This window comes from Synechococcus sp. RS9916, from assembly GCF_000153825.1.
Classification (GTDB): Bacteria; Cyanobacteriota; Cyanobacteriia; order PCC-6307; family Cyanobiaceae; genus Synechococcus_C.
Genome location: NZ_DS022299.1, coordinates 772,481 through 797,774, shown reverse-complemented (window position 1 = coordinate 797,774; position 25,294 = coordinate 772,481). Strand labels below are relative to the sequence as shown.

General features: G+C 58.3%; 26 protein-coding genes. 13 read left to right on the top strand and 13 right to left on the bottom strand.

Features of this window, described 5'->3' with window-relative positions:
- Nucleotides 1-5: 5 nt before the first annotated feature.
- Complete coding sequence (hslO, locus tag RS9916_RS04300; RefSeq protein WP_007098025.1) at nt 6-923, bottom strand: Hsp33 family molecular chaperone HslO; 918 nt, start codon at nt 921-923, stop codon at nt 6-8.
- A 5-nt stretch (nt 924-928) separates the two neighbouring features.
- Entirely contained in the window at nt 929-1,576 is a 648-nt protein-coding gene (locus RS9916_RS04295) for an ABC transporter ATP-binding protein (RefSeq protein WP_007098024.1), read from the bottom strand.
- 95 nt (nt 1,577-1,671) lie between these two features.
- On the opposite strand from RS9916_RS04295, the gene RS9916_RS04290 reads away from it, so the two are divergent.
- The 3 genes from RS9916_RS04290 (at nt 1,672) to RS9916_RS13490 (ending at nt 3,671) form a co-directional block, all read left to right on the top strand.
- Nucleotides 1,672-2,121, top strand: coding sequence for a DUF3531 family protein (locus RS9916_RS04290; protein WP_007098023.1), 450 nt, complete (start codon nt 1,672-1,674; stop codon nt 2,119-2,121).
- Between the two features lie 9 nt (nt 2,122-2,130).
- On the top strand, nt 2,131-2,916 hold the full coding sequence (locus RS9916_RS04285; RefSeq protein WP_007098022.1) for a 16S rRNA (uracil(1498)-N(3))-methyltransferase: 786 nt from the start codon (nt 2,131-2,133) through the stop codon (nt 2,914-2,916).
- A gap of 272 nt (nt 2,917-3,188) precedes the next feature.
- Nucleotides 3,189-3,671 carry a DUF2059 domain-containing protein gene (locus RS9916_RS13490; protein ID WP_198003394.1) on the top strand — a complete coding sequence of 161 codons (483 nt, stop codon included), beginning with the start codon at nt 3,189-3,191 and terminating at the stop codon, nt 3,669-3,671.
- Between the two features lie 137 nt (nt 3,672-3,808).
- Here the strand turns inward: RS9916_RS13490 and RS9916_RS04275 are convergent, their stop codons facing one another.
- Nucleotides 3,809-4,255, bottom strand: a complete 447-nt coding sequence (locus RS9916_RS04275; protein ID WP_007098020.1) for a hypothetical protein — start codon at nt 4,253-4,255, stop codon at nt 3,809-3,811.
- Nucleotides 4,256-4,341: 86 nt separating this feature from the next.
- On the opposite strand from RS9916_RS04275, the gene RS9916_RS04270 reads away from it, so the two are divergent.
- Nucleotides 4,342-5,088, top strand: a complete 747-nt coding sequence (locus tag RS9916_RS04270; RefSeq protein ID WP_007098019.1) for a TIGR00297 family protein — start codon at nt 4,342-4,344, stop codon at nt 5,086-5,088.
- Here RS9916_RS04270 and RS9916_RS04265 read toward each other — a convergent pair.
- From RS9916_RS04265 to RS9916_RS04235, 7 genes are all read right to left on the bottom strand, one after another.
- On the bottom strand, nt 5,031-5,846 hold the full coding sequence (locus RS9916_RS04265) for a sigma-70 family RNA polymerase sigma factor (protein WP_050752241.1): 816 nt from the start codon (nt 5,844-5,846) through the stop codon (nt 5,031-5,033). The two genes, RS9916_RS04270 and RS9916_RS04265, sit on opposite strands and share 58 nt — an antisense overlap.
- A 115-nt stretch (nt 5,847-5,961) precedes the next feature.
- Nucleotides 5,962-6,213: a hypothetical protein gene (locus RS9916_RS04260; protein WP_007098015.1), complete on the bottom strand. Its 252-nt coding sequence runs from the start codon at nt 6,211-6,213 to the stop codon at nt 5,962-5,964.
- A 59-nt stretch (nt 6,214-6,272) separates the two neighbouring features.
- Nucleotides 6,273-6,950, bottom strand: coding sequence for a GDSL-type esterase/lipase family protein (locus RS9916_RS04255; RefSeq protein WP_007098014.1), 678 nt, complete (start codon nt 6,948-6,950; stop codon nt 6,273-6,275).
- Nucleotides 6,951-6,985: 35 nt separating this feature from the next.
- Entirely contained in the window at nt 6,986-8,533 is a 1,548-nt protein-coding gene (locus RS9916_RS04250) for an ABC transporter permease (RefSeq protein ID WP_007098013.1), read from the bottom strand.
- Nucleotides 8,530-9,303 carry a phosphonate ABC transporter ATP-binding protein gene (locus tag RS9916_RS04245; protein ID WP_007098012.1) on the bottom strand — a complete coding sequence of 258 codons (774 nt, stop codon included), beginning with the start codon at nt 9,301-9,303 and terminating at the stop codon, nt 8,530-8,532. The genes RS9916_RS04250 and RS9916_RS04245 overlap by 4 nt, the downstream gene beginning before the upstream one ends.
- Nucleotides 9,300-10,199 (bottom strand): putative selenate ABC transporter substrate-binding protein, encoded by a 900-nt coding sequence (locus tag RS9916_RS04240; protein WP_007098011.1) that lies wholly within the window; start codon nt 10,197-10,199, stop codon nt 9,300-9,302. The genes RS9916_RS04245 and RS9916_RS04240 overlap by 4 nt, the downstream gene beginning before the upstream one ends.
- A 44-nt stretch (nt 10,200-10,243) precedes the next feature.
- The gene (locus RS9916_RS04235; RefSeq protein WP_038024162.1) at nt 10,244-11,419 is read right to left on the bottom strand and encodes a pyridoxal phosphate-dependent aminotransferase; all 1,176 of its coding nucleotides are present in this window, start codon (nt 11,417-11,419) and stop codon (nt 10,244-10,246) included.
- Between the two features lie 106 nt (nt 11,420-11,525).
- On the opposite strand from RS9916_RS04235, the gene RS9916_RS04230 reads away from it, so the two are divergent.
- The 4 genes from RS9916_RS04230 to RS9916_RS04215 are packed head-to-tail and all read left to right on the top strand — an operon-like array spanning nt 11,526 to nt 15,145.
- On the top strand, nt 11,526-11,936 hold the full coding sequence (locus RS9916_RS04230) for a hypothetical protein (protein WP_007098009.1): 411 nt from the start codon (nt 11,526-11,528) through the stop codon (nt 11,934-11,936).
- Nucleotides 11,933-12,538 carry a uracil-DNA glycosylase gene (locus RS9916_RS04225; RefSeq protein WP_007098008.1) on the top strand — a complete coding sequence of 202 codons (606 nt, stop codon included), beginning with the start codon at nt 11,933-11,935 and terminating at the stop codon, nt 12,536-12,538. Before RS9916_RS04230 ends, RS9916_RS04225 begins: the two co-directional genes overlap by 4 nt.
- Before the next feature lie 20 nt (nt 12,539-12,558).
- The gene (gene ispG / locus RS9916_RS04220; RefSeq protein ID WP_038024159.1) at nt 12,559-13,755 is read left to right on the top strand and encodes a (E)-4-hydroxy-3-methylbut-2-enyl-diphosphate synthase; all 1,197 of its coding nucleotides are present in this window, start codon (nt 12,559-12,561) and stop codon (nt 13,753-13,755) included.
- Between the two features lie 37 nt (nt 13,756-13,792).
- A complete protein-coding gene (locus tag RS9916_RS04215; protein WP_038023249.1) occupies nt 13,793-15,145 on the top strand; it encodes a S41 family peptidase in 1,353 nt (450 codons plus the stop codon).
- Nucleotides 15,146-15,228: 83 nt separating this feature from the next.
- Here the strand turns inward: RS9916_RS04215 and RS9916_RS14780 are convergent, their stop codons facing one another.
- The gene (locus tag RS9916_RS14780) at nt 15,229-15,393 is read right to left on the bottom strand and encodes a hypothetical protein (RefSeq protein ID WP_007098005.1); all 165 of its coding nucleotides are present in this window, start codon (nt 15,391-15,393) and stop codon (nt 15,229-15,231) included.
- Between the two features lie 74 nt (nt 15,394-15,467).
- A complete protein-coding gene (mfd, locus tag RS9916_RS04210; RefSeq protein WP_038024158.1) occupies nt 15,468-19,007 on the bottom strand; it encodes a transcription-repair coupling factor in 3,540 nt (1,179 codons plus the stop codon).
- Between the two features lie 970 nt (nt 19,008-19,977).
- Here mfd and RS9916_RS04205 point away from each other — a divergent pair.
- The 4 genes from RS9916_RS04205 to RS9916_RS14085 all read left to right on the top strand — a co-directional run bounded on the left by RS9916_RS04205 (nt 19,978) and on the right by RS9916_RS14085 (nt 23,494).
- The gene (locus RS9916_RS04205) at nt 19,978-20,427 is read left to right on the top strand and encodes a hypothetical protein (protein WP_038023246.1); all 450 of its coding nucleotides are present in this window, start codon (nt 19,978-19,980) and stop codon (nt 20,425-20,427) included.
- A 577-nt stretch (nt 20,428-21,004) separates the two neighbouring features.
- A complete protein-coding gene (locus RS9916_RS04200) occupies nt 21,005-21,355 on the top strand; it encodes a Nif11-like leader peptide family natural product precursor (protein ID WP_232199525.1) in 351 nt (116 codons plus the stop codon).
- 314 nt (nt 21,356-21,669) lie between these two features.
- Nucleotides 21,670-21,876, top strand: a complete 207-nt coding sequence (locus RS9916_RS04195) for a hypothetical protein (protein WP_007098001.1) — start codon at nt 21,670-21,672, stop codon at nt 21,874-21,876.
- 778 nt (nt 21,877-22,654) lie between these two features.
- A complete protein-coding gene (locus tag RS9916_RS14085) occupies nt 22,655-23,494 on the top strand; it encodes a calcium-binding protein (protein WP_369791602.1) in 840 nt (279 codons plus the stop codon).
- 226 nt (nt 23,495-23,720) lie between these two features.
- On the opposite strand, the gene RS9916_RS04185 is transcribed toward RS9916_RS14085, so the two are convergent.
- A complete protein-coding gene (locus RS9916_RS04185) occupies nt 23,721-24,524 on the bottom strand; it encodes a hypothetical protein (RefSeq protein ID WP_007097997.1) in 804 nt (267 codons plus the stop codon).
- 38 nt (nt 24,525-24,562) lie between these two features.
- On the opposite strand from RS9916_RS04185, the gene RS9916_RS04180 reads away from it, so the two are divergent.
- Nucleotides 24,563-25,294 (top strand): DUF475 domain-containing protein, encoded by a 732-nt coding sequence (locus RS9916_RS04180; RefSeq protein ID WP_007097996.1) that lies wholly within the window; start codon nt 24,563-24,565, stop codon nt 25,292-25,294.

The window sequence follows — 25,294 nt, the reverse complement described above, 5'->3', positions numbered from 1 at the left end:
GCGCTTTAGCTGGCGGTAGGCAGCCCATCGATCAGCGCCTTGAGCCCATCGCTGTCGACCCGATAGACCTCACTGCAGAAGTGGCAGGTCAGTTCTGCGCCGCCGTCTTCTTCCAACATCGACGTCAACTCTTCTCTGCCCAGCATTTGCAGTGCTCCGAGGCTGCGCTCATAACTGCAGGGGCAGTGGAACTGGATGGGCTGGCTGGGTTCACCCGCTGGAATGGGCTGTGGATCCAGGTCGGGGAAAACGTCTTTGAGGAGTTCTTCCAGGTTGTTTTGGCATGCTGCCAACCGGCCACTGAAATTATCGATTTCACGGCAACGTTCCTCGAGAAGAGCAACAAGGGCCGGTTCTTCGGCGGCTTTCGGTAGCACCTGCACCAGAAGGGCTCCACTGCAGATCAGCCCATCACTGTTGATCTGCTCCCCCACAAAGACGGCTGATGGTGTCTGCTCAGAGTGGAGCAGATAGGACGCCACGTCCTCGCCAATCCCTCCACGCACAAGCTCCACGGTGCTGCTGAAGGGTTCTCCTTTGCCTTCATCACGCACGACGTGGAGGTACCCCGTTCCCGCCGCTTCTGCGAAATCGAAGCTGTAGTGCCCGCCCGCATCGGCGATCGGGTCCAGTTCCAGGCTTGGGTTCCCGACGTAACCCCGAACGGTGCCGTTCCGTCCTGCATCGACCATCAGCCCCTTGAGCGGGCCATCAGACCCAAAGCGCAGGCTGACGCGGCCATGGGCCACTTTCATCGAGCTCGCCAGAAGCAGACCCGCACCCATGCCCCGCCCCAGCATCACCGTGGTCAGATAGGACAAACCGTGCCGGCGGCGGGCTTCACGGGTGGCCTCCGTGGTGGTGACGGCCACGAGACGGATGCCGCCTCCGGCGGCGGTCGCCCGGACAAGGCGGTCACTCATGGAGGTCAGTCAACTGCGGCCAATGGTGACAGAGCACGGAGCTGACCGGCTTGCAGTTTCCATTGCTCACACTCCCAGCGCTGGAATAGATCCGGCTCATGGGTCACCACAATCAACACTTTGTCGCGGGCCAGGTCCTGCAGCAGTTCGAGGACGTCATCGCGCACCGACCAATCCAACCCTGCAGTGGGTTCATCCAGCAGCAGGACATCGGTTTGGCGCATCAGCTGCACAGCCAATGCCAACCGTCGCTGCTGACCGCCACTCAACCGTTCGGGTGCTTGTTTGAGGTCAACATTGCTCAGGCCCACGCGACGCAGCGCTTGGTGCATCGCGTCGGTGCTGAGGCGCCGATGCCCCAGCTTCAGTTCCTGGCTCACGCTCAGCCCGAGGAAATGGCGTTCCGGGAACTGAAACAGCACGCCACAGAGCCACCGTCGCTGCCGACGGGTGAGGCTTTGTCCCTTCCACGTCACCGTTCCTCGCTGCTCCCCTGCAAGACCGCTGACGACCTCGATCAGACTGGTCTTTCCGCTGCCGCTCGCCCCCGAAATCAGCACGGGCCGACCGGAACTGACCCGCAAGTTGATCCCTTTCAGTACGGGTTGTTCCGTGGTTGCGGGTTGGTACTGCAGGTCGTTCAGTTCAAGCATGGTGCGCCGGTTGAGCCGATTCCCTTGAGCCAGTGGCCACAGCTTGCTTGATCCCTCCCCCTTGCAGCGATGATGAGGGTGAGATGGCCACAACCATGGACGTTCGTTTTCGTGAAGTCGACCCGTTCAACTGCTGGCTGTGGCTGCGTTTTTCGGATGTCCCCAGTCAGGGGGAACGGAACTACGTGGATGGCGTGTTTGACAGCTGGTATGTGATGGGCCGACTCGGCGGGTTCAACGCTGAGAACCTTCAAGCCCATGAGGCGGGGGAGGACCTCAGTTGGATGAGCTACGACAACGAGCAAGCCACTGCCGCGATGCCAGCACTGATGCACAACATGGGACAGCTGGAATACAACCAGCAATGGGGGCGTTGCTGGATCGATCTGGGTACCACCGATGCCTTTGCTCTCGATGTGCTGATCAATGCACTGCGCCAGTTGGACAGTGATGTCGTTCAGCTGGAGGAGCTGCTGGTGGGTGGTGAAAACGAGGATTGGCCTGCTGAAGAGCATCCCGACAGCGTTTTCCCCTCCATGAACTGACTCGCTGCGATGGCGGAACTCCGTCGCCTGCTCATTGCTCCTACCCGGTTGCCAACCAGTGGGTCAGTGTTGGTCTTGGAGGGGGATGAACGCCATTACCTTCGCCGGGTTCTGCGGCTTCGCCCCGGCGATCACCTTGCTGTTGTTGATGGTCAGGGGCATAGTTGGTCGGCCCAACTCATGGAAGGCGGCGAACAGCTGGACCTCCATCAACCGTTGGATCAACCTTTGGAAACCGCTTCGGCTCCTCGGCCCCGCCTTGGTTTGGCAGTAGTGGGCGTACGTCGCGGTATGGACGATGTGATGCGGATGGCGTGTGAGCTGGGGATTGATTGCATCCAGCCGCTCTCCTCCCAATGGCGCACACCCCAGGCAGAGGATCGCCCCGATCGCTGGCACACGATCTTGAAGGAAGCGGTGGAGCAGTGTGAGCGCCTGTGGATGCCCGAGCTGCTCTCCACCGTGGAGGCGAAGGACTGGTGGTCGATGCCAGCTGAGGGCAGTCTCAAGGCCCTGGCGACCACGCGTCAGCCGGATTCAGTGCGTTTCGATGACTGGCTTGCGTGCGAACAAGCGGCACTGGATCACGGCAACATTCCTGAGCTTTGGATCGCGATTGGCCCAGAGGCCGGTTGGACGGCGACGGAACAGGACGATGCCCAGCGGAATGGGTGGACACCTCTCGAGATGGGGCGCACGATTTTGAGGACCTCGACTGCAGCCGTGGCCGCTGCAACGTTGCTGAGCCACTGGCGATTCCGGTTGCCGCGCGACAACGAGAGCGCTCCAGCCTGATCATCCAACGCCCCGTTGTGTGGGCAAGACGTCATGGCCACACAGACCGTCAAAAGCGGAAACGATGAGGTCGTCCCGATTCTGATCGGAGAGTGCTGAACCTTGTTTAGTGGGTCGATCGTTGAACGGAGAAGACTGTTGGAGAGGTCAATGAACGTGAACGTGTTTCTTCTTTCCAGCGTTGTTGAGGTTTTGGCGTGTTCTGAATTTGACCTCTAGTCTCAAAAGATCTGATTGCGTTGGTTATGAGGTTCGCTGCCTTGATGATTGGAATGGGCGTTGCTTTGTCTCCTCTGATGCAGCTGCCTGTAGTCGCGCAGGATGCGCGAGACACCCTTGTTCGTCAAATTGTTGAAGCACAGCAGCTTCCAATAGCCTGGTCTGAGTCTCTTGCGAAATCTGCTGAAGCCAACACACAGATGGCAAAAGGGCTTTTGGACCAAATCGCCAAGCAATCAGGTGACACGCTTCCTCCAACCTTCCAAGCTGCCTTTGATCGGTTTGTTGCAAAAATCAGCTCGGGTGTAACGGTTGAGGAGATGGTTGATGAGTGGTCAAGGTTGTATGGGGCTCAATTGTCCATCAATGAACTGCGAGAAATTTTGAGCTTTTACCAATCTCCCGCTGGCATCAAAAGTGCAAAGGCGGCTCGAAGTGCGTTGCCTGAATTCCAAAATTGGCGGAATCAACAGCTTGAGATGCGTGCCGCTGATGCTTTCAAAGAATTTCTTGCTGATATTGAAGCTGCTCGTTGATTTTTTGTTGTGCTCTTGTGTATTCACCAAAAAGCCCCGCTCTCGATATGTCTGCCGGTCACAGCAGGCTCTCTCGTCAAGATGCGGGGTGAGGTCGGTCGTCGTGCTGAACTGTAGTGTTCGGCCGCGAGTTCGATTTAGAGGCTGGTTTCCCGCCCAGTCGATGAGCTCTTGAACAGGTCGGAGGCCATGGAGCGGAAACCGCTCAGGTTGGCTCCAGGCCGGCGCTTCTGAGGCCGCAGTGCATTGCCAGGTTGCAGGGCATCGACAGCGAATGTGGTGAGTGTCACCTCCGGGCGTGCGGATTCAGCCGCGGCCAATTCAGCTGCAATCGCTTCAGCGGTGGTCAGTGAGGGCTTCTTGGCCTGACTCGGAGCTGGAGTCGCAGCGGTCGGGCTCTCCTTGACGGTCTCCAAGGGAGCTGCGACTGCAACGGCGAGCTGGGCAGACTTGGCTTCAGGTTCGGTTTTGATCTCTTGGTCGTCTTCTGTGGCTTCTCTCACTGGAGCCACGATCGCCGCAGGAGCTGAAGGCTCAGATCCGTCCCCGAGTTCGAGGAAAAAGCCTTTCTTGTTGAACAGCATGCCGCGAACTCGACAGTGACCTCCGCTGATTATCCGTTGCGCCAGTCCCTCTACGGTTGATGCTTAGGGCAGTGCAACACAGGTTGATGGCCTCGGACGCTGCAGGACTCACCACTTGGGTCACCGCTTTTGCCCTCAATGGGGTGTTGATTGCACTGGCACAACGGGTTCCCTTGCTGACGCGGGCCGGTTGGTGTCACGCCGCGATCCTGGGCACGATCCTCTGGGGCTGTCTGGGCTGGCAGGGATGGACCGCTGTGGTGCTCTACCTCGCACTGGGCTCGCTGGTGACCAAGGTGGGCTTCCAGCAGAAGCAGCGACAGGGGCTCGCCGAAGCCCGCGGTGGCCGTCGAAGCCCAGCGAATGTTTGGGGTTCGGCCGCTGTTGGAGCGTTTTTGGCGTTGCTGATCGGAAGCGGTCTCGGGCCTAAGCCGTTGTTGCTTGTTGGCTTTTCCGCCAGCTTCGCCGCCAAGTTGGCCGACACCTTCGGCAGCGAAATCGGTAAGCGCTATGGGCGCACCACGGTGTTGATCACCACCTTGCGCCGCGTGCCCCCCGGAACAGAGGGCGCCGTGAGCCTTGAGGGAACCTTGGCCAGCGCAATCGGAAGCCTGGTGATGACAGCAGTTGTTGTGGCTGTGCAGTTGGTGCCAGCAGGGCCTCTGGCCTGGTTGGTGGCGGCCGTTGGTCTGCTGGCGACATTGCTGGAAAGTCTGCTTGGTGCCCTTCTCCAGGAGCGCACACCCTGGTTGACCAATGAAATGGTCAACGCCATTCAGACGGCCGTTGCTGCTGTGTTGGGCATGGCTGCAGTGGTTGTGTTGGCCAGTTGACGCAGTTTTTCCAGTGAGCTCCGCAGGATTCGCCTGATCTCCGAGCAACTGCAGCCGTCTTCCTTGGCGATGTCTTTGGCTGAAGTCCCTGCCAGGTAGTGCCTCTCGATGCAGCTTCGTGCTCGCTGCGGCAACTGCTCCAATTGCTCCTGCAACCACTCACGTTGTTGGTCGTCATCACAGCTGACGGTCATGTCAGAGAGTTCCTGGATCAGGGGGATGTCCCCATCCGCGTCGCTGGGATAGCGATCTCTGCTTCTGGGCTGATCAAGGCTGATCAGATGATGCTGCTGATGGCCGATAAGGGCCTGTCGCCATCGCTCAAGACTGACGCCCAGTGTTGATGCCAGTTGATGATCCGAAAAAGGGGGACGCTGGGCATGGGCGCGCTGCTCCTGCAGGCGGATTGCTTGGGTGTGAAGGGCATCCAAGCGCCAGGGGATGCGCAGGCAGCGCACGCGGTCGCGCCGAAAGTGTTGGATGCGCCCCGTTGCCAGTCGCATCGCATAGCTGCTGAAGCGGTTGCCGCGCGATGCCTCGAAGCGCTCAGATCCCTGAATTAAGCCGAGATAGGCCTCTTGAAGCAGATCGTCGTGCTCTCCACAGCCACGGCCCAGTTGCCGGTGCGTGGCGAGATGGGCCAATCCGCAGTGACGCAAGACCTGCGCGTTGCGTTTCTGAATTGACACTGGCAGCTTTCGCCGCTGTTCACAGCGGATCCGCCGTTGTTGGAGACGATTGATGGGTTCGGAAGTCATGCATGGGAATCGCACTGCATTCACGCTCTGCGTGATCAATGCGGTGCTCCTCCCCAGGAATGGTGAATCCGATTCCCCCTTCAGAGGGACGCAGGCTGATAGGGGATGAGGCGTTTCAGTTCTGATCGGAGAGAAATTCCTGCTTGAGGGCGGCGATCAGCGCCAGGCATGACCGCATCGGCATGCCGTTGTCGAGGCTGGGCTGAAGCTCCTTCTCCAGGTCGCTGATCACCTGTTGGGCTGATTCACCCCGCTTCATCAGTTCTCGCACCGTGAGGATGGCGGCGTCTTCAGTGAATCCGAGCAGGTAGTCCTTGAGTTGAGATGTCGAGGCCTGGGCGATGATCGCCGCGGTTGGGTTCGGCACAGACGGATCGGCAGTCGCACGGACTTTACGGACGCCGCAGCGCGGGATTCAGGTCTTCGTTAGCTCCAGAGAGGTGTGGCCTGGGTGCGTGTTTCCAGACCTGCCCAGTCCAGCAGCGCAGGCCAATGCATCAGGCGTTGGTGAATCCAGTGGTGGCCATCGGCATTGAGGTGAATGCCATCCGGCTCGATCCAGCCAAGCCAGCCAGGCTCCAGTTGCATCGGTTGGTGGAGAGGCAAAAAGGGGACGTCGGCCTCCAGGCAGGCCTCCTCCAGTTGGGCTTCGTAGATGCTGATCGCTGCATTGTCGTACCAGAGACAGTCAGCGAAAGGCATCGGGTGTTCGTCGACAGGCGTCAGGCCCAGCACCATCACCTGAGTTTGAGGCGCCATGGCCCTGATTAATTGCTCCACCCCGAAGCGATAGGCATCAGCGCTGAGGAGAGGGCGACCATCACGGCGTCCGACCTTGGCGCTGTCGTTGAGCCCAACCGACAACAGCAGTCCTCCCGGTGTTTGGCGTCGCAGTTCACCGCGGGTCTTCCATTCTTGCTCCCATCGCTGGGCCACATTTTCCAGGCCATCTCCGCGCACCCCCAGTGGGTAGACCACGGGGGCTTCCGGGGTTTGCATCCAGCTGCGCCGTAAGCGTTCGCACCAGCCTCCGCCCTCGCGATCACCCCACCCATAGACCCCGCTATCGCCGATCACGGTCAGTTGGCGTGGTGCTGATGGCATCCCTGAAGGTGTTGATCCCCCTCAGCTTTGCAGGCTTATGGCGACGCCGTTCCGTTGGATTGCTGCAACCAGCCTTGCCGGCAACGATCGCTGAGATGTTCGCCGGCAAGGGTGAGCAGCGCAAAGCATGCAATCAACAGAACCACTGCGGCCCAGTAAAAGGAGCTCAGGGATTCGATCAGCATCCAGCCCAGCCCGGTGCCCCCCACCAAGCCAACCACCACCGTCTCCCGAAGGATCACATCAGCTCGGTAGGCCCCATAGGCGAGATAGGAATGGCTTTGCGGGCTGAGCTGCCCCAGCAGCCAGGCCTGACGGCGCCCCGCCCCTGTTGCTGCCAGGGCTGTTTCCCGGTCGTCCGTTTGTTGATCAAGGCCTTCCACCAACAATCGACCCATCACCCCTGCGTTCTGGAGACCAAGGGCAAGGGCTGCCAGAGAGAGGGTGGGCAGCGTTGCGAGGAGCAACATCAGCAGGGTCAGTGGGGCTGGCAGCACGCGCTGTAGGGCCCAAAGGCAGAGCAACACACGTTTTGCCAGCATCCCCGGCAGGAGCAAGAGGCAGAGCGGTGGGATGGCGATGGCGACGCCAGCGGCCATGAACGTGAGCCTCAACGTCTGTTCCACCATCTCCAGCCACGGCAATTCGAGGGCGGCAGCCTGAAGATCCGCCAGCCCTGGCAGTGGAGGCAGCATCCATTGCAGGGGCATGCCTGTGTCAGGCACAAGCGCTTGGAGACCCAATCCGCCACCCCACGCAGCGATCATTGCGATCACCAGCAGGCTGACGCTGCTCCATTGGTTCGGGTGTTGTCGCTGCGTTCTTCGCCAGAGTCCCAGGCCTTGTTCCAACAGAACGCTGAGCAGGATCAACAGCCAGAGACCGCTCCAAAATTCCTGAAACTGCAGCGACTGGAGGGTCAGTTTCAGTTCGGTGCCGATCCCTCCTAATCCGAAAACCCCCAGCAGGGTGGCGCTGCGCAAGGCGCATTCAAGGCGGTAACCCCCGTAGCTCAACAGCACCGCCTGCAAAGGCGGCGCGAGGCTGGTAAGCAGGGCTGAGGGTGCTGTTGCTCCTGTCTGCAACATCGCGGACAGAGCGCGACGATCGATGCTGTCGATCTGATCGCGAAACACCCTGGCCACCAAGGCTCCGTAGGGGATCGTGATGGCGGCGACTGCGACCCATGGGTGCAGTCCCACCACCTGCAACAACAGCAATCCCCACAGCAGTTCATGAATTGATCTGGGGATGGCCAGCACGCTGCGCAGCAGGGGAGCGGGCTGGATCGGCAGCTGTGTGCTCGACCACACCACATCACTGCTGAGGATCCCGAGAATCAGGCCAATCAGGGTGCTCAGACCCCAGCCCGCCAGGGCTGTGGCAACAGTCACCTGAAGTCCATTCCAGAGGGATGCAAGCAACAGCGGATCGCCACTGGGATGCCATGCCGCCCACAAAAACTCACCCCAGGTCTCGAGTCCGCCGCCATGGATTCCTTGGAGAACCACCACCAAGACCGGCAGGAGAGCAAGCCCGGGCAAAAGACACAGCAACGGAGGGCTCAGCCGCCACCGGTTCATGCTTGCGCCCCCTTGGCAGTGTTGATTGCAGGCCCGTACAGATCCTTGAGCTCGCGGTCAGTAATGGCTTTGGCAGGGGCATCGAGAACCATACGACCCTGTTTCAGGCCAATCACGCGATTAAAACGTTGGATCAGGTCGGGTCGATGCAGACAGATCACTGTGGTGCTCGGAAGCACGTCGTGATCATCCAGGGGGCTTTGGCGCAGCAGGGTTGTCAGCAGATCCTCAACCAGCGCGGGGTCGAGGCTGGACAGCGGTTCATCCGCTAAAACCAGACCCGGGCGTTGGCGAAACAACCTGGCCAAGGCCACGCGTTGGCGCTGTCCCCCGGAGAGGGACGTGACCGGCCGATCGAGCAGGTCGGGCTGCAGCCCTGCCTGTTTCAGACAACGCCCGCAGGCCTCTCGCTCCAGCGGCAGGAGCAGGTTGGTGAGGGCCCAGAGCAACGAGCGCCGCCCGAGGGCTCCGCTGTTGACGTTTTGGGCCACGTTCAGTTCCTCCACAAGACGTAAGTCCTGCCAGAGGGTTCCGATCTGGCGACGCTCTTGTCGAGGTCGCAAGTGCAGCTCTGTCCCCCGCCAGTACACGCCACCGGCATCAGGTTTCAAGCTGCCGTTGGCGATTGAAAGAAGACTGCTTTTGCCGGCTCCACTGGGGCCAAGAAGGGCCACGGTCTCCCCCGCTTGAAGGGAGAGGGAGACGTGATCCAGGCGTGCTGTGTCGCGACCTCGAAGGCTGACGTCGCGAAGCTCCAGCACTGCCGTCACCGGATTTTGCCGAGTTGACGGCCCACGGTTTCGATTGCTCGATACTGCGAGGCTGAGGCTGGAATGAACTTCTCAGCGCCGAAGAGTTCGAGAACCGTTTTGCCGTTTCCTGAGGGTTGGATTCCGAGAAGGGCTTGTTGCAACTTGGTGGTGAAGCCTTTGCCGAAGCGCTTGTCGAGACCTGGACGCGCCACCCAGTGGTAGTCCACATAGGTGGGGGTTCGCCAGATCACCTTCACCTTGGTCGGGTCGACTTTGCCGTTCTTGAGGTTGCTATTCCAAACCTGTTCATTCAGGGCGCCAACCTCATAGGAACCGCTCTGAACCACGGCAATCGTTGCGTCGTGGCTGCCGCTGAATCCAGCTTTGCCCCCTGCAAATTGACTGGGTTTCAACCCCGCCTGCTGGAGGAAATGCTGGGGCATCAAGCGGCCAGATGTGGAGCTCTCGGACCCGAAGCTGAAGCGCTTGCCCTGCAGGCTTTTAAGACCCTGGATGTTGCTGATTGGTTGCAGGCCACTCTTGGTGTTGGCGATGAAAACGCTGCGGAACTTGGCGTCGATATCGCGTTGGGCAAGCACGACCGCTCCAGGGGTTTGGAGCCTGGCCTGCACGCCCGTGAGTCCACCGAACCAAACCAGATCGAGACCTCCAGTACGGAACGCACTGACAGAGGCTGGATAGTTGCTGACTGGGATGTAGCGAACGGGAACGTTGAGCTTTTGGCTGAGTTGCTTGGCGAGAAGGCCATACAACCGGTTCAGTTTCTCGGGGTTCTGATCCGGGATGGCGCCAATGCGGAGCGTTTCAGCTGCCCAACTCGGAAGGGCCGTCGACGACAGAATTCCGAACAGGGCAAGACTGAAGGCGACGGCCCGGCGTTCTCGAGCTGGCATGGGTGCTGGCAAATGGGATGAGATGAACAGTGCGCTCTCTCATTTCAGGCGCTAAGCAGCCGCCCAAGGCGCGAAAGAGCATCATCGATCGTCTCACGCGACACGGCACAAGACAGACGAATGCAGCGGTCATCCCCAAAGGCCAGACCAGGCACCAGGGCTAAACCTTCCTGCTCCAGGGCAACTTCGCAGAATTGCATCGAGCCTTCGACATGCTCCGGCAATTTCGGAAAGGCGTAGAAGGCGCCTTTGGGCTTTACCAGCGTGAGCCCATCAATGGCTTGCAGTCCTGTCACCAACTGGCTGCGACGGCTGTTGTAACTGGTCGCCATCGATCGGACGCAGTCCTTGGACTCCATTAATGCAGCGAGGGCTCCGCGTTGGGCAAAGCTGCACACGTTGCTGGTGCTTTGGCTCTGCAGGGCGGATGCTGCCTTGATGACCGCGGAGTCGCCAGCGAGGTACCCCAGGCGCCAACCGGTCATGGCCCACCCCTTGGCAAATCCATTCACCACAAACGTGCGCTCTGCGAGATCTGGCGCCACTGCAGCGAAGCTGTGGTGCTCGACTCCCTCATCCAGCAGGTATTCGTAGATCTCATCGCTCATCACCAGCAGCTGGGGATGACGCCGGACCATGTCAGCCAGTGCCAGGAGCTCGTCTCGGTCGCTGACCCGCCCCGTTGGGTTGCCAGGCGTGTTGATCACCAGGAGGCGAGTGCGCGGGGTGATCGCGGCTTCCAGGGCCTCAAGATCCAGCCGGAATCCTGTCTCCGCTGATGCGGGCACGGTCACGGGTTCGGCACCCGCAAGCCGCGCCATCTCTGGATAGCTGAGCCAGAACGGGGAGGGGATCAGTACCTCATCACCAGGGTTGAGCACCACCTGGAACAAGTTGAAGATCGCCTGTTTACCCCCATTGGTCACCAGTACGTTGGCGGCTGTGGAGGGGATGCCGTTGTCCCGTGTCAGCTTGTTGGCAATAGCCTCGCGCAGCTGAGGGTCCCCAGCTGCAGGGCCATAGCGGGTGACTCCATCACGGAGGGCTTTGATCGCGGCCTCAACGATGAACTCAGGCGTGCCGAAATCGGGCTCTCCAGCCGACATGCTGCAGATGTCGCGCCCGGCCTGCTTCATGGCAGCCGCACGGGCGCTGATCGCCAGCGTGAGCGATGGTTGGAGGGCGATGGCCCGGTTGGAGAGCAGGGACGGGCGGAGCATCAGCGCAGCACCCCTCCACCGGGTGCCCAAGACCACACCATCCTGCCTGATCTGGTGTCCCAGGCCACCTTCAACACGTCAGGATTGTGGGGACGCTGAGGACGTGTTGAGCGACGTTGTTGTGCCGAATGAGGTGACGCTCAGCTGGGTGATTCCCAGTGCCCATCCGCATGAGCTTGCTGCTTTTTACGCCGGTCTGTTGGGTGAGGCTCCCCGTGCCGGTCTTTCAGCCAGCCATTGGTTGGTGTCCCCTCAGGGGATGCCTTCGCTGCAGTTTTACCGCCCCTCATCAACACGGGAACTGCCGCCGAAGGGTCGTGCTTGGTCTCCCTGTCTGGCGCAAACAACGGATCGGGATCTCCTCGCGGCGCTTGAACGCTGGTGCGATCAGGCACAACAGCAGGGTGCAGCCGTGCAGGAGCCTGCGCGGCTGGAATCGTTCGGCGCTGAATGCTGGATGGTGGATCCCGAGCGCAATGCCTTTCTGCTCTTGATGACCTCGAAGCGCAACGCATGACCAGCAAGTCCTTCACCCGGCAATGGCTCGAGGCCTGTGGTGGTTGTTGTCGTTGCTCGCTCTCAACCCAACGTCAACAGGTGGTGGTTAGTCGGGGGAACCCCAATGCGCAAGTGATGCTGATTGGTGAGGCTCCCGGTGCCAGTGAGGACGCCCAGGGCCTTCCCTTTGTTGGCCGTTCCGGCCAGCTTTTGGATCAGCTGCTCGTGCAGGCCGGGCTCAGTCCTGACCGTGATTTGTTCATTACCAATGTGGTGAAGTGCCGCCCCCCCGACAACCGCAAGCCTTCCGCCAAGGAGCTCAGCGCCTGTCGGCCCTGGATTGAGGAACAGATCGCGATCGTGGATCCGACCGTTGTGATTCTGGTCGGAGCCACAGCCGTTTCAGCAATGCTCGGATTGAAACAGGCGATGCGTTCCCTACGCGGCGTGTGGATTGAACAGGATCAACGCTCTTGGCTGCCCATCTTTCATCCCTCTTATTTGCTGAGGAATCCATCCCGTGATCCGGGCAAGCCAGTGTCCTTGACTCTGGAGGATCTTTGTCAGGTGCGGGATCGGTTATGCCAGGGTGAGCCCGCATCCGGCGCGCCCAAGCCTTGACCGCCACTTCAGTGACTGCCATCAACGCCGACTCCCGTCGCTACGACACCCAGATCCATCGCCGTGTGACCCGCACGGTGATGGTTGGAGACGTTCCCATTGGCAGTGCCCATCCCGTGGCGGTGCAGTCGATGATCAATGAGGACACTCTCGATATCGATGCAGCCGTTGCTGGCATCCGTCGGCTGGCCGATGCCGGCTGCGAAATCGTTCGTGTCACCACACCCTCCATGGCTCACGCCAAGGCCATGGGTGAAATTCGCGCTGCCCTGCGAGCGCAAGGGTGCAACGTTCCTTTGGTGGCCGACGTTCACCACAACGGCATCCGCATCGCTCTGGAAGTGGCGAAGCATGTCGACAAGGTGCGCATCAATCCCGGGTTATTCGTTTTCGATAAACCCGACCCGTCCAGGCAGGAGTTTTCCCAGAGCGAGTTCGATGCGATTGGTCAGCGCATCAAAGATGACTTCCGCCCCCTTGTGGAACTGCTGAAAGCTGAAAACAAGGCGTTGCGGATCGGCGTCAATCACGGTTCCTTGGCTGAGCGAATGCTGTTCACCCACGGCGACACCCCGAAAGGGATGGTGGAGTCGGCCATGGAATTTGTGCGCATCTGCGACGAGCTTGACTTCCACAACATCGTGATTTCGATGAAAGCTTCGCGCGCTCCCGTGATGCTTGCGGCCTACCGCCTGATGGCTGACACCTTGGACGCGGAAGGGTTCAACTACCCCCTGCACCTTGGCGTGACTGAGGCGGGTGATGGCGACTACGGCCGCGTCAAAAGCACGGCGGGCATTGCCACCCTCTTGGCGGAGGGGCTTGGCGACACGATTCGGGTGTCGCTGACAGAAGCACCAGAAAAAGAAATTCCTGTGTGCTTCTCAATCCTTCAGGCTCTGGGTCTTCGCAAAACGATGGTCGAATACGTGGCCTGCCCGAGCTGCGGTCGCACTTTGTTTAATCTCGAGGAGGTGCTCAATCAGGTGAGAAATGCCACCGCTCATCTCACCGGTTTAGACATCGCGGTGATGGGTTGCATCGTCAATGGCCCCGGCGAGATGGCAGATGCTGACTACGGTTACGTCGGCAAGACTCCCGGTGTGATCTCCCTCTATCGCGGTCGCGATGAGATCCGCAAGGTGCCTGAACAAGAGGGTGTGGAAGCGCTGATTCAATTGATCAAGGATGACGGGCGCTGGGTGGAACCCGCTTGAGCTGGTTAGGCTGAATAATCAGGCCTGAGCTGTCTTCATGTCCGCTTCCCAGCCCAATCGATCGAGTCGTTCCTCTTGGTTGGTCGTGCTTGGCGCCGGAGGATTGGCGGCGGCCGTTGCGCTCTCCTCTCCGGGCTTAGGCCTGCCTTCGGCTGGATCACCATCAATCACCGATAGCCCCAAGGAGGTGATTGATCAGGTTTGGCAGATTGTCTACCGCGACTATCTCGATTCCACCGGAAAATACGATCCACAACAGTGGAGAACCCTGCGTCGCAATCTGCTCACCAAGGCCTATGCCGGCAGTGAAGAATCGTATGAAGCGATTCGAGGGATGCTCGCCAGTCTGGATGATCCCTACACGCGTTTCCTTGATCCGAAAGAGTTCAAGGACATGCAGATCCAGACCTCCGGTGAACTGATGGGGGTTGGGATCCAGATCTCCCTGGATAAGGACTCCAAAGAAATCGTTGTTGTTTCACCGATTGAAGGCACTCCTGCATCCCGCGCGGGGGTTCAGCCCAAAGACGTGATCGTCTCCATCGATGGCAAGTCCACCAAGGGCATGACCACCGAAGACGCCGTCAAATTGATCCGCGGTAAAGAAGGGACAGAAGTGGTTCTCGGCCTGCGCCGGAAGGGAGCGGTTGTGTCCGTCCCCCTCGTGCGTGCCCGCATCGAGATCCATGCTGTTGAAAGCCAGCTCAACACCACAGCTGGTGGAGAAAAGATTGGCTACATCCGCTTAAAGCAATTCAACGCCAATGCCGCCAAAGATATGCGGGCGGCGATTCGCAAATTCGAAGCAGAAGGTGCGAATGGCTATGTGCTCGACCTGCGCAGCAATCCTGGCGGCCTGCTTGAGGCCAGTGTTGACATTGCCCGTCAGTGGCTGGATGAAGGCACCATTGTCAGCACGAAGACGCGAACCGGCATTCAGGATGTGCGTCGGGCAACCGGCTCTGCTCTGACCCAGCGTCCCGTGGTGGTGCTGGTGAATGAAGGGTCAGCCAGCGCCAGCGAAATTCTTTCTGGTGCTCTGCAAGACAACAAACGTGCCCAGCTCGTTGGCCAAAAAACCTTTGGCAAAGGGTTGGTGCAATCCGTGCGCGGTCTTTCCGATGGATCCGGTTTGACGGTCACCATCGCTAAATATTTGACCCCCAACGGCGTCGATATCCACAAGAACGGCATCAAGCCGGATGTGGCTGTGGCCATGAGCGAAAAGGAGATTGAATCGCTGCAGCTTGAGGATCTTGGTACCAAGAAAGACAGCCAATACCGCACTGCAGAAACCACGCTGTTGCGGGCGATCAAAGCTGCGAACCAAACCCAGACCTACAAGCCAGGTGGCGCCAATCTTCAGAGCGCTCTTCAACCGGCAGGCTGAGCGTTCAGGAAGCATTCGCTGACGCGACCGCATTAAAAAAGCCCAGGACTAAACCTGGGCTGAGACTTGAAAAAACTGACGCTTCAGGCAACCGGTTGCATCAAGCCACCACCAGGGGTGGAATCGTCGTCGTCGTTCTCAGTGTCGTTCTGCCAGATGGCATAAACCCCAAGAGCAGCGGCGCCGATCAGGCTGCTGAACAGGCTGAACGACCCTGAGGAAGCAATCGGATCGATGAACTCACCCAAGGCCCAACTCCCTAACTGAGGACACTGTAACGAAGAATTGCGCACTGTGGCGATTTGTTCTCATCTTTGCGGTGTTAAACGCTGAGAACGGCGTCGTTGCGCTGCTTGTCTTGATCCGCACGCTGCGCGTCGGTGAGACCATCGCCCCCAGGGATTTGAGCGGCCATCTGAGACAGCCAGGTTTTCAATTCCTCCAGCTGTTTGTCCATCGGCAACACGCCGAGGCCGCGGGCCAGCACCTTCGCCGTGCTCCCGCTCCCGCCCTGATAGACCAAGCGGCCATGCAGGTGTTGGGGTAATCCCTGCCGCAGCAAACGGAATGCCGGCTCTTCCATCGGTGTCTCTAGAGCAATGTTCGGTTTCTCGGGCCGAATCCGGGCGAAGCCACAGCGTTTTGCCAGCAACTTCAGCTCCATCAACTGCAGCAGCGACTGCACAGGGCCAGGCAGTGCTCCGAAGCGATCTGCCCAATCAGCTGCCAGTTCCACCAGCGCTTCGGCGCTCTGACACTCGCCAGCCGAGCGGTATGCCCCCATCTTTTCGTCGGCATCGGTGATCCAATCGGCCGGAATGAAGGCGGTGACCTGAAGGTCCACCTGGGTGTCATCGACCGCTGGAATGTCTTGTCCCTGGATCTCGGCCAGGGACTCCTGCAGCATTTCCATGTAGAGATCGAAGCCGATGGCTTCCATTTGGCCGCTTTGCTCCACACCGAGCAGGTTGCCAACGCCGCGGATCTCCATGTCGCGCATGGCCAGCTGATAACCACTGCCCAGTTGGGCAAATTCCTGGATCGCACGCAGTCGTTGCCGCGCGGCATCACTGAGAGACGCATCGCCTGGATAGAACAACCAGGCATGGGCCTGAATGCCACTGCGCCCCACCCGGCCGCGTAACTGGTAGAGCTGTGCCAGACCAAAGCGATGGGCGTCTTCGATCAGGATCGTGTTGACACGGGGGATGTCGAGGCCGCTCTCCACGATCGTGGTGCACAGCATCACGTCGGCTTCCCCGCCGTTGAAAGCAACCATCGCGCTTTCCAATTCGCCCTCGGCCATCTGGCCATGGGCCACCAGCAATTTCAAGCCGGGCAACATCTCGCGCAATTTGCCGGCCACCTCCTCAATGCCCTGCACACGTGGCACCACGTAAAACACCTGGCCGCCGCGATCCAGCTCTTGACGAATGGCACTGCGCACGGCCTCCTCATCCAAGGCAGCCAAGTGCGTTTTGATCGGTCGACGCAAGGGCGGTGGGGTGGTGATCAGGCTCATCTCGCGCACTCCAGAAAGGCTCATGTAGAGCGTTCGCGGAATCGGTGTGGCCGAGAGGGTCAAGACGTCGACGTCTTTGCGTAGCGCTTTGATCTTTTCTTTTTGGTTCACACCGAAGCGCTGTTCTTCGTCAACAACCAACAAGCCGAGTTTGTCGAAGGCTGTGCTTTTACTCAGCAACTGGTGGGTCCCGACCACCGCATCAATCGTGCCTTTCTTCAGCCCTTCAAGGATTGTTTTGCGCTCCCCTGCTGTGCGGAATCGGTTGAGAAGGGCCACCTTGATCGGGTAGGGAGCGAAGCGTTCTGACAAGGTGCGCCAGTGCTGCTGAGCCAACACTGTTGTCGGTGCCAGCATCGCCACCTGTTTCCCGGCGGTGATTGCTTTAAAGATCGCCCGAATGGCCACTTCGGTCTTACCGAAGCCCACATCTCCGCAGACCAGCCGGTCCATCGGTTGCGACTTCTCCATATCGCGTTTCACCTCTGCCGTCGCTTTGAGTTGATCCGGCGTTGGTTCGTAGGGAAAGGAGTCCTCGAGTTCTGTCTGCCAGGGTCCGTCGATGGGGAAGGCAAAACCAGGAGCCTGGTGACGTTCTGCGTAGAGCTTGACCAGATCCAGGGCGACCTTGCGCACCGCTTTGCTGGCCCGCTCCTTGGCCTTGACCCAAGCGGAGCCACCCATCTTGCTGAGCTGCGGTGGGCTGTCGCTATTGGCGCGATAGCGACCCAGGCTTCCGAGCTGGTCAGCGGCCACCCGCAGGATGCCATCGGCGTATTGCACGACGAGGTAATCGCGCACTTCACCGCTGATGGCCAGTTTCTCCAGCTTCTGAAAGCGCCCGATCCCGTGATTGCGATGCACCACGAAGTCCCCGGGCTGCATCTTGTTGGGGTCCACGGTCCGGCTAGCGGCCTTACGTCGCCGACGGACGTAGCCGGTGCTGGTGAGGTTCTGCTGCCCGAAAAACTCCCGATCGGTCACCAGCACCACGCGCCACGCTGGTAACTGGAGACCCTCCAGTTCAGCGGTGCCCTTGCTCTTCAAGGCAACCGGCGTGCCTTGTTCAATCAGTCGATCAATCGCTTGGTGGTCGGCGGCATTCGGCACGAAGCGGCTGATGCAGTCGTGCTCTTCCAACAAGGCGACTGCTCGGCTCGGCTGCGCGGAAACCAACCAGACCGCCTGACGTTCCCGCTGGTATCCCTTGATCAGTTCCCCCAGTTTTCCGAACTGATTGGGGTAGGCAGCTACGGGGCGACTGGACAAGTCAAACCCGTTGCTGTGATTGTCGTCTTCCAGCAGTTCCGCCAGATCAAAACCGGAAAATGCCTCGGCTTGTTCCATCGCCTCTGCAATGGAGCGGTGCAGCGGGGGCACCTTCAGAGCCAGTTCACTGTGATGCTCCTCGGCATGGTCCAGCCATTGCTGGCCGTGGGCCTGCCCGTGGCGCCGCTCATCGATCACCACACTGCAGTGATTCGGCAAGTAATCGAGGAGTGAAGCCGGTTGCTCCCAGGCCAAACCCATCAAACGGCGCATTCCTTCGGGGGTCTGACCGTCGAGAAGAGCACCCAGTTGCTCCTCTGAGAGAAGCTGGTCAAGCCCTTCCGGCATGCTGTCGCGCAGTTGCTCGGCGATCAGGGGGCTGAACCCTGTCGGGGTCAGCCTCAGATGCTCCACCGGGTCCAAAGAGCGCTGGCTCGCCGGGTCGAACTCGCGCAGCTTGTCGAGTTCATCACCGAAGAATTCCAAGCGAACGGGGAGTTCGCTGCTAACCGGAAAAATGTCGACGATGTCACCCCGCCGACTCCAGGTGCCTTCCTGGTCGATGGTGGAGACGCGCTCATACCCCAGTTGACTGAGATTGATGGCCAGCTCCTCAAGGTCGAGGCTGTCTCCTTTTCGCAAGGTGCGGCAGCGACTGGCCAGTGCCTGCGGAGGTGGCAGATGGGGCTGCAGACAGCGTTCAGTGGCGACGATTGCGAGTCCTTCGCTGCCTTTGTCCTGAAGTTCACTCAAGACCTGAAGCTGTCCCCAGGTGATTTCGGTGGTGGGATCAAAGGGTTCGTAGGGGGACCCTTCACTGGTGGGATACAGCTGGGCTGATCGCCAGCCCATCAGCTCAAGCAAAGCCGTCCAACGGCCTGCTTCCTCAAGTGTCGGCACCACCACGAGCAGCGACTGATCGGCCCGACGCGCGAGGGCTGTGGTCACGAGTGCCCTTGCTGCTCGATTGGCTCCACGCAACAGCAGTCGCTCTGATCGTTGGCTGCGCTCGAGCAATTCACCCGTCAACGCCGACGTCTGCAGCAGGCGCACCAGGGAGCTCAGGGGCATGGACAACTCAGTGACATGACTTGTGATCTTCGCAAGCGACTGCATCGACGTGTTGATGCAGCGGATGGCTTGTGCAAGTAGCGCCCCTACGATCGGATGACCGCTATGGCGTGATGCCTCGTTTTCGCTGTCCTGATTGCTGTTGTGGACCTGCGATCGTGCTCCGGCCTCCTAAAGGAGCCACGCCGATTTGTTCCCGCTGCGGAACGGTGCTGGAACGTCAGCCCCTGGTGCGCCCGATTCCTTTTTTCGTTCTGTTGTCAGTTGGCACCGCGTTGATTGCGCTGTCAATTCCAGCTTTGTTCGTTCCTCAACCACCCAAGCCCCGGTCGCCTCTTCCTGACTCAGGAACCGCAGGGGCGCCTCTTCCGCGCCAGAGTGCGCTGAGATCCATCGGTTGACCACGGTCGCTGCCCGCTATGGAAACCAAACTCGTCGCTTTTCTCGCTTTTGGAGCTGCAGTGTGCACGCTCGGCGCCTGGATGTTGTCGAGCCTATCCAGCCCATCCGATCGGCAACGCTGAAGTGAACCCTGGAAGACCGCTGGTCGGCCTTTTGGGGGACTCAGCTTTGATTTGAGCAGCTCAGGGGCCATCGCCTCTGACACCTACAACCAGAGGAGATGACCGTGATGGTGAGGAGTGTCGCTTCCTGGCCTCACCGGAGACCTGACGGCTGGTGTCGCCCCCGGGTCGTGATCACGGTCTAGGTCCACCTCTGGGAAAAGGACCTGAGTACAAGTTCTCAGAATCAAGCTCTTTCCCTCAGTTGAGGGATGTGGGCCTGACTCATCATCCCTCGACTGAGGGATGCAGTGCTCGTTCACCGAGCAGAACAACTTGATTGCGTTCGCCTGTGACCAAGATCACAGCCACAGTTGAGCGAGCTCACTGGTGTGAGTGCCGATCACGGCGATGGTGTGTGAGCCAGAGGGAGACCTCTGCTATCCCTATCGCAACGCCCAAAACCAATGCTTGCTCCCAAGAACCTCGTGCACCAAGAACGGAACGTTGTCCGTGAGACCCGTCGTGACCGCATCGTGAACACTGCAAGGGTTGCTCTGAAAAAAGGCGTTCTGTTTGGTGCGATCGGTTGCCTCGCTGCCACTGCTCTGGGCCCTGCCTATGCGTGCGATGAACCCCATTTGCACCAAACGACGCGTGCAGCGGGTTTCCTTCGCGATTGCGGTGCTCAAACACCAGCAACAGTTGCTTCGATCAACTCCGGTTGTCCGAATGTGCACCGTGGATTGGTTGCCAGTGGGTCTTCAGTCATTTTTGTGCAGGGTGTGACCCGCACACTTTCAGGCCAAAAGGGGCTTTGGTACAAAGTCCGCGTGATTCATAATCAAGCCACACAAACGGCATCTGCAAATGCACAATCGGGTGCGGTTGGCTGGATGCGCGCGAACAAATTCTGATTTCTAATCACAACGGCAGGGTGACTCCAGTGTTGATCGCATTGGAGTCACTTCAGCGTGGTGTGATCTGTTTTAGGTTTGCCACTCCAGGTCATTCATCAGAATGCTTGGATTCCACATCCAGGAGATTGACGCGGCAGGCTTGAACTCCTGGCACCTTCAGCTGGAATCGTCATAACGCATGCCTTTGCGTTCATTGGGCTTGTTATGAGAAGAAGGCTGTTCACTGCCACAGCTGATCCGAACGTGACGAGTGCTCCGCCAGCGATGCCGCCAACAAATGCCAGAGTTGATTGAAGTGTGAGAGGGGCTTGCATCGGTTGTGATGTCGTTGCAGTCACCTTCCCCAGCGCAATGGTGAAGGGGCGTTGGTCAGCCTGGTGAGAGCTCCTCGCTTTTCTGGTGTATTGCTGGTGATTGATGTGGTGTCTGCTTAGCAACAAAAGTGGGATTTGGAACTTCAGGCCATGACAACCCAGTTGGGGGATAGATGATGCCGCAAATCCCCCCCCCCATCAGGTGAGGTCGTGCTCCCGCTAGTGGGCTCTGTCGTGTCGCCGACATCGAAGAACCATGAGTGATCCACTCAGGCTGGTCAGATGGTGGTGTTTTTGATGGTTTGCAGTCTCCGTTGCTTAGCATTGCTATGACTTCAAAAGAAACAAATCTGTCGATGTCAGAAGAGCAACTGAATGCGTTCTTGGAAGAGGTTAAAGGTAACAGTGTTCTACAGGGGAGGCTCAAAGCTGCTGTTGATATGGATTCAGTTCTTGCGATCTCAATTGAGGCTGGGTTTCAGATTTCTCCTGCTGAACTCACCAATGCTTCGCTCGAACTTTCAGATTCAGAGTTTGAAAAACTGAGTGGTGGTGGACATTCTGGCAGTCCTTGCCAGTCTGTTTTCACCCAATGTCCTTCTGGATGCTAGTGATCAGGATGAAGGCATTCGAGCTGTCTCTGCCACAGTTCGAATCAGCACATTGCTGGTGTGTAGACGCGACCCCTGGCAATGGTCTCTGAATCATCAACCAGCTTTATTTGATCACGTCCGGGTAAGCATCGGATCAGATGAACTCAGGCAGTGCAACTGAGTATTGACATCCTCCTTCAATACGTGCTGTTCAAATGCCTCATCTTTATGTGGCTCTCAAGGGGATCCACTGGCACTGGACCAAGAAGAGCCCTAAACGCTTCGTCATGAAGTTCTTATAAGGCAATTACTCGTCATGGGAGAATTTGTGCATGGCGACACCACTTCACGCAGCTTTACAGGGGTCGTTACCTGCCGACATATCCTTCCTTCCGATTTCCTTTAGAATTCTGGGGGCGATTGTTGTTGCGACTGGTGCTTTGACTGTGGCTAGTTCAAAGAAAGAGTTGGGTCTGCTGGCGGGCACCTTCTTGTTCGGCCTTGGTGTTCTGGAGCTGGCGCTTCAGGTTGCAGGCTGATCAGCCCTCCGCAAGGACGTTCCCAAACACCAAAGGGCAATGTGATTCAGCGTTACCTGCTAAGTCCTTCAATCCCTGATGTCGCCATTTGTTGGATGGATCGACAGCCAATAAAAAGCCACCCCTCTCAATGGGATGGCTTGGAGCATGTGCATTCTCCAAGGCTGAAGCTGTAGCCGTCTCATCCAATGGACCCCTTTGTTTTGGCATAGGTGTTCAGCTGAATTCATGAGTGAATAGGCGGATTGGCTCATTTCACTGCAAACATTTGCTGTTCGATTGAGGCTTTTGTGCTCAAGGTCACAGCCACCTTTGGTTGACATCACTGGATCAAATGTGGATTTGATAGATGGTGTGTGTATCGGAGGATCACTCCTCCACCACATCACTCAAACCAATGAGCAAAAACAAACTCACACTTGATCAACTGCAAACAATCAGCGGAGGCTGGAAGTTTGGTAGGTTCAAATTTGACTACCGTCAACAGCGTCCAAAACTCCATGGCTACATTTCTGAGCCTGATGTTGGTACATCTCGGCTCAAGCCCCCGACTCTTCACCGCTTTATCTCTGAGCCTGATGTCGGCCCCGGTTCAAACCGTTGGTATTGATGCCATCTGACCAGCAGACCCCGCCATGAGCGGGGTTTTTTAATGCTTGTACTCACTTATGGGCAAGATCACAGATCGTCGTAAGCGAGGTCATCACATCAGCTGGTGAATCGGGAGATGGTGAGTACATCGCGAGGGGAGACCCTCAACCGCTACTGATCTCATGGCATTGACTCGCCGCGTTCGCCCCATCCGTGTCTTTGGCATTGGCATGAACTTCGACGACCGTATTTACGGGACGACTCTCATAACACCATTCGTGGATACTCAGGAGACGACCGGATTTATGGCAAAGCAGGAAACGACAATCTTTACGGGAATTCAGGTAATGACTATCTAAACGGCGGTTCTGGCAATGACACGCTTGAAGGCCAGTCTGGTAATGACAGGCTTGAAGGCGGGTCTGGTAACGACACGCTTGAGGGTGGCTCCGGCAATGACTACTTAAAAGGCGGAGACGATGACGATGACGATGTTTTACACGGTGGAGTCGGTGACGATGTCTTAAATGGCGGAGCTGGTAATGACAATTTGGATGGCGGTGCTGGTAATGACAGGCTTTGGGGAATAATTGGCAATAACGAACTCCATGGCGGCGATGGTGATGACCTCCTCTTTGGCGGCTGGGGGGAAGACATCCTCGATGGAGGTGATGGCGTTGATGAACTCATTGGATGGACTGGCGATGACCAGCTGTATGGCGGCCAAGGCGATGATGATTTAAGTGGGGGTTGGGGCAGTGATTTGCTGCAAGGAGGTACCGGAGCGGACCGGGTTCGCGGCGGTAGAGGTGCTGATTTATTTGTTCTATCGAAAGGCGACGGTTACGACACAATTGTGGATTTCAGCGATGGGGAGGACATGATTAGCCTTGGCGTTGACGTCGATCTCAGACTGTCTGATGGTAATGATGGTGCTTGGATATGGGACGGTAATGACAAAATGGCTCTGGTTTTAAATACCTCAGCAGACCAATTGCAGCTTGGAAGGGACAATTTTCTGCTCTGATCAACAAAGTCGCGGAACCAGATGCCTACTGGCGAAACCCGTAGAAACCCAGATGGGAATGTCTGGGCAGCAATCGTGGACTGATCACCACCCCCCACCACAACACATCAAATTTCTGCCCCGCCAAGAGCGGGGATTTTTCTTGCCTGTGATGCAATCCCTCAGCTGAGGGATGCGCCATCTGCTGGAACGCCTGCATGTTTTGGACAGCGAGCCCGAAGCCCTATTAGGCGGGCGTATTGACCAACTGGTTTTCAAGCAACATGTTGAACGTCAGCAATTGTTCATCGCTTAAGGATTGTCTGCTTGTCGCTCCGAGCTCTTGTTGGAGAAAGCTACGGGCTTGCTCGCCAGACCACTGCAACGTTTGCAGCATCTGATCGCCTTGGGTGATCAGATCGGCGCGGCGCAATGGCACTGGAGCGGCTTCGACCGACGTTCCTGGCTCCAGAGCTTTCAGTCGCTTGATGTAAGCGATTAAGTCGCTATAGCGCGTGAGCTTGTGGCGACTGCCATGGCCAAAGGCGCGTTCCAAGTAACTGCGTTCCTGCTCTCGGTCCCAACCGATGCGTTGGAGCTCCAGGTCCACCGCCGCTAGCTCATCGCTCCAATCCTCTGGATCTGTAGGGGCCTCACTGGGAGGTGATGACTCTGCGCTGGTCGATGGCATCATCAGCTCCGCTTGCATCGCATCGTTGGTCGCCTTTGGAGGGGCCGGTGTCGATGGTGCTCCCTGCGGTTTTGGTGTTTCCGGGGTTTCTAACGGTTCAGGTGTGGGGGCCTCATCTGGTGGTAGTTCTGGTGCGTTCGCTGGCAGTCGTTTGACTGGTTCTGCCTTGGAGAGGCGAACTGGACCGTCGGAGGCATTGCTGAAACGATCGTTCAGTCGCTGCAGAGCACGGTCTTCCGCTTGCTCTGCTGTCGCCCCCTCGCCAAGAGCACTACCCATCACATCCGTCTCGCCATAGGCGGTTACCAGCACCACACAGCGATTGGCGTCGATGTGGCACAGCTGAGCCTGGGTGCGCATTCCGCTGCGATGAGCTGACTATTTCTAGGCTGCTGCCCATGGATTCAGCAGCACTTCCATCCCTTACTCCCCTTCTGGATGGCGTCGACCGCTGGGGTGAGCTTTTGCCTTTGCTTCCCGTGCTGGTCGCACTTGAGCTGATCCTTTCGGCTGACAACGCCATTGCCCTTGCGGCAATCGCGCGTGATCAACGAGACCCATTGCGAGAGCGTCAGGCTCTCAACCTGGGCATTGGTCTGGCCTTCGCGCTCAGGACTGCTTTGATCCTGATGGCGCAGTGGATTTTGGCTTTTAAGCCGATTCAACTGATCGCAGGTGCCTACCTGGTGTGGTTGTTCATCGGCCATCTGCGCTCCAAAACTGCCGCTTCCGGTGATGACATTGACGCTGACGGCACCCCTGAATCGGCGTCTGCTGGATCACTGCTCCGCACGGTATTGGCCTTGGCGCTAACGGATCTGGCCTTTTCCGTCGACAGCGTGGCGACGGCGGTTGCGATCAGCGACCAACTGATTCTGGTGGTGACAGGCGCCTTAATTGGCGTGATCGCCCTGCGTTTTACATCAGGCCTGTTCGTTCGTTGGTTGGAAATTTTCCCTCGGCTTGAGACCGCCGGTTATGTGGCGGTTGGTTTGGTGGGTTTCAAGCTGTTGATCACCTTGCTGTTGAACACCCTTCATGTTCCCGAATGGGTAATGCTGAGCAGCGTGATTGCACTCCTGGTTTGGGGCTTTTCCACCCGTATTCCTCCAGCTTCTGAACCCGCCTGA

Bases quoted from the DNA above. Each gene is read 5' to 3' on its own strand.
- hslO (WP_007098025.1), bottom strand. From the start codon at position 923: ATGAGTGACCGCCTTGTCCGGGCGACCGCCGCCGGAGGCGGCATCCGT.
- RS9916_RS04295 (WP_007098024.1), bottom strand. From the start codon at position 1,576: ATGCTTGAACTGAACGACCTGCAGTACCAACCCGCAACCACGGAACAA.
- RS9916_RS04290 (WP_007098023.1), top strand. From the start codon at position 1,672: ATGGACGTTCGTTTTCGTGAAGTCGACCCGTTCAACTGCTGGCTGTGG.
- RS9916_RS04285 (WP_007098022.1), top strand. From the start codon at position 2,131: ATGGCGGAACTCCGTCGCCTGCTCATTGCTCCTACCCGGTTGCCAACC.
- RS9916_RS13490 (WP_198003394.1), top strand. From the start codon at position 3,189: ATGGGCGTTGCTTTGTCTCCTCTGATGCAGCTGCCTGTAGTCGCGCAG.
- RS9916_RS04275 (WP_007098020.1), bottom strand. From the start codon at position 4,255: ATGCTGTTCAACAAGAAAGGCTTTTTCCTCGAACTCGGGGACGGATCT.
- RS9916_RS04270 (WP_007098019.1), top strand. From the start codon at position 4,342: ATGGCCTCGGACGCTGCAGGACTCACCACTTGGGTCACCGCTTTTGCC.
- RS9916_RS04265 (WP_050752241.1), bottom strand. From the start codon at position 5,846: ATGACTTCCGAACCCATCAATCGTCTCCAACAACGGCGGATCCGCTGT.
- RS9916_RS04255 (WP_007098014.1), bottom strand. From the start codon at position 6,950: ATGCCATCAGCACCACGCCAACTGACCGTGATCGGCGATAGCGGGGTC.
- RS9916_RS04250 (WP_007098013.1), bottom strand. From the start codon at position 8,533: ATGAACCGGTGGCGGCTGAGCCCTCCGTTGCTGTGTCTTTTGCCCGGG.
- RS9916_RS04240 (WP_007098011.1), bottom strand. From the start codon at position 10,199: ATGCCAGCTCGAGAACGCCGGGCCGTCGCCTTCAGTCTTGCCCTGTTC.
- RS9916_RS04235 (WP_038024162.1), bottom strand. From the start codon at position 11,419: ATGCTCCGCCCGTCCCTGCTCTCCAACCGGGCCATCGCCCTCCAACCA.
- RS9916_RS04225 (WP_007098008.1), top strand. From the start codon at position 11,933: ATGACCAGCAAGTCCTTCACCCGGCAATGGCTCGAGGCCTGTGGTGGT.
- RS9916_RS04215 (WP_038023249.1), top strand. From the start codon at position 13,793: ATGTCCGCTTCCCAGCCCAATCGATCGAGTCGTTCCTCTTGGTTGGTC.
- mfd (WP_038024158.1), bottom strand. From the start codon at position 19,007: ATGCCCCTGAGCTCCCTGGTGCGCCTGCTGCAGACGTCGGCGTTGACG.
- RS9916_RS04205 (WP_038023246.1), top strand. From the start codon at position 19,978: ATGCTTGCTCCCAAGAACCTCGTGCACCAAGAACGGAACGTTGTCCGT.
- RS9916_RS04195 (WP_007098001.1), top strand. From the start codon at position 21,670: ATGGCGACACCACTTCACGCAGCTTTACAGGGGTCGTTACCTGCCGAC.
- RS9916_RS04185 (WP_007097997.1), bottom strand. From the start codon at position 24,524: ATGCGCACCCAGGCTCAGCTGTGCCACATCGACGCCAATCGCTGTGTG.
- RS9916_RS04180 (WP_007097996.1), top strand. From the start codon at position 24,563: ATGGATTCAGCAGCACTTCCATCCCTTACTCCCCTTCTGGATGGCGTC.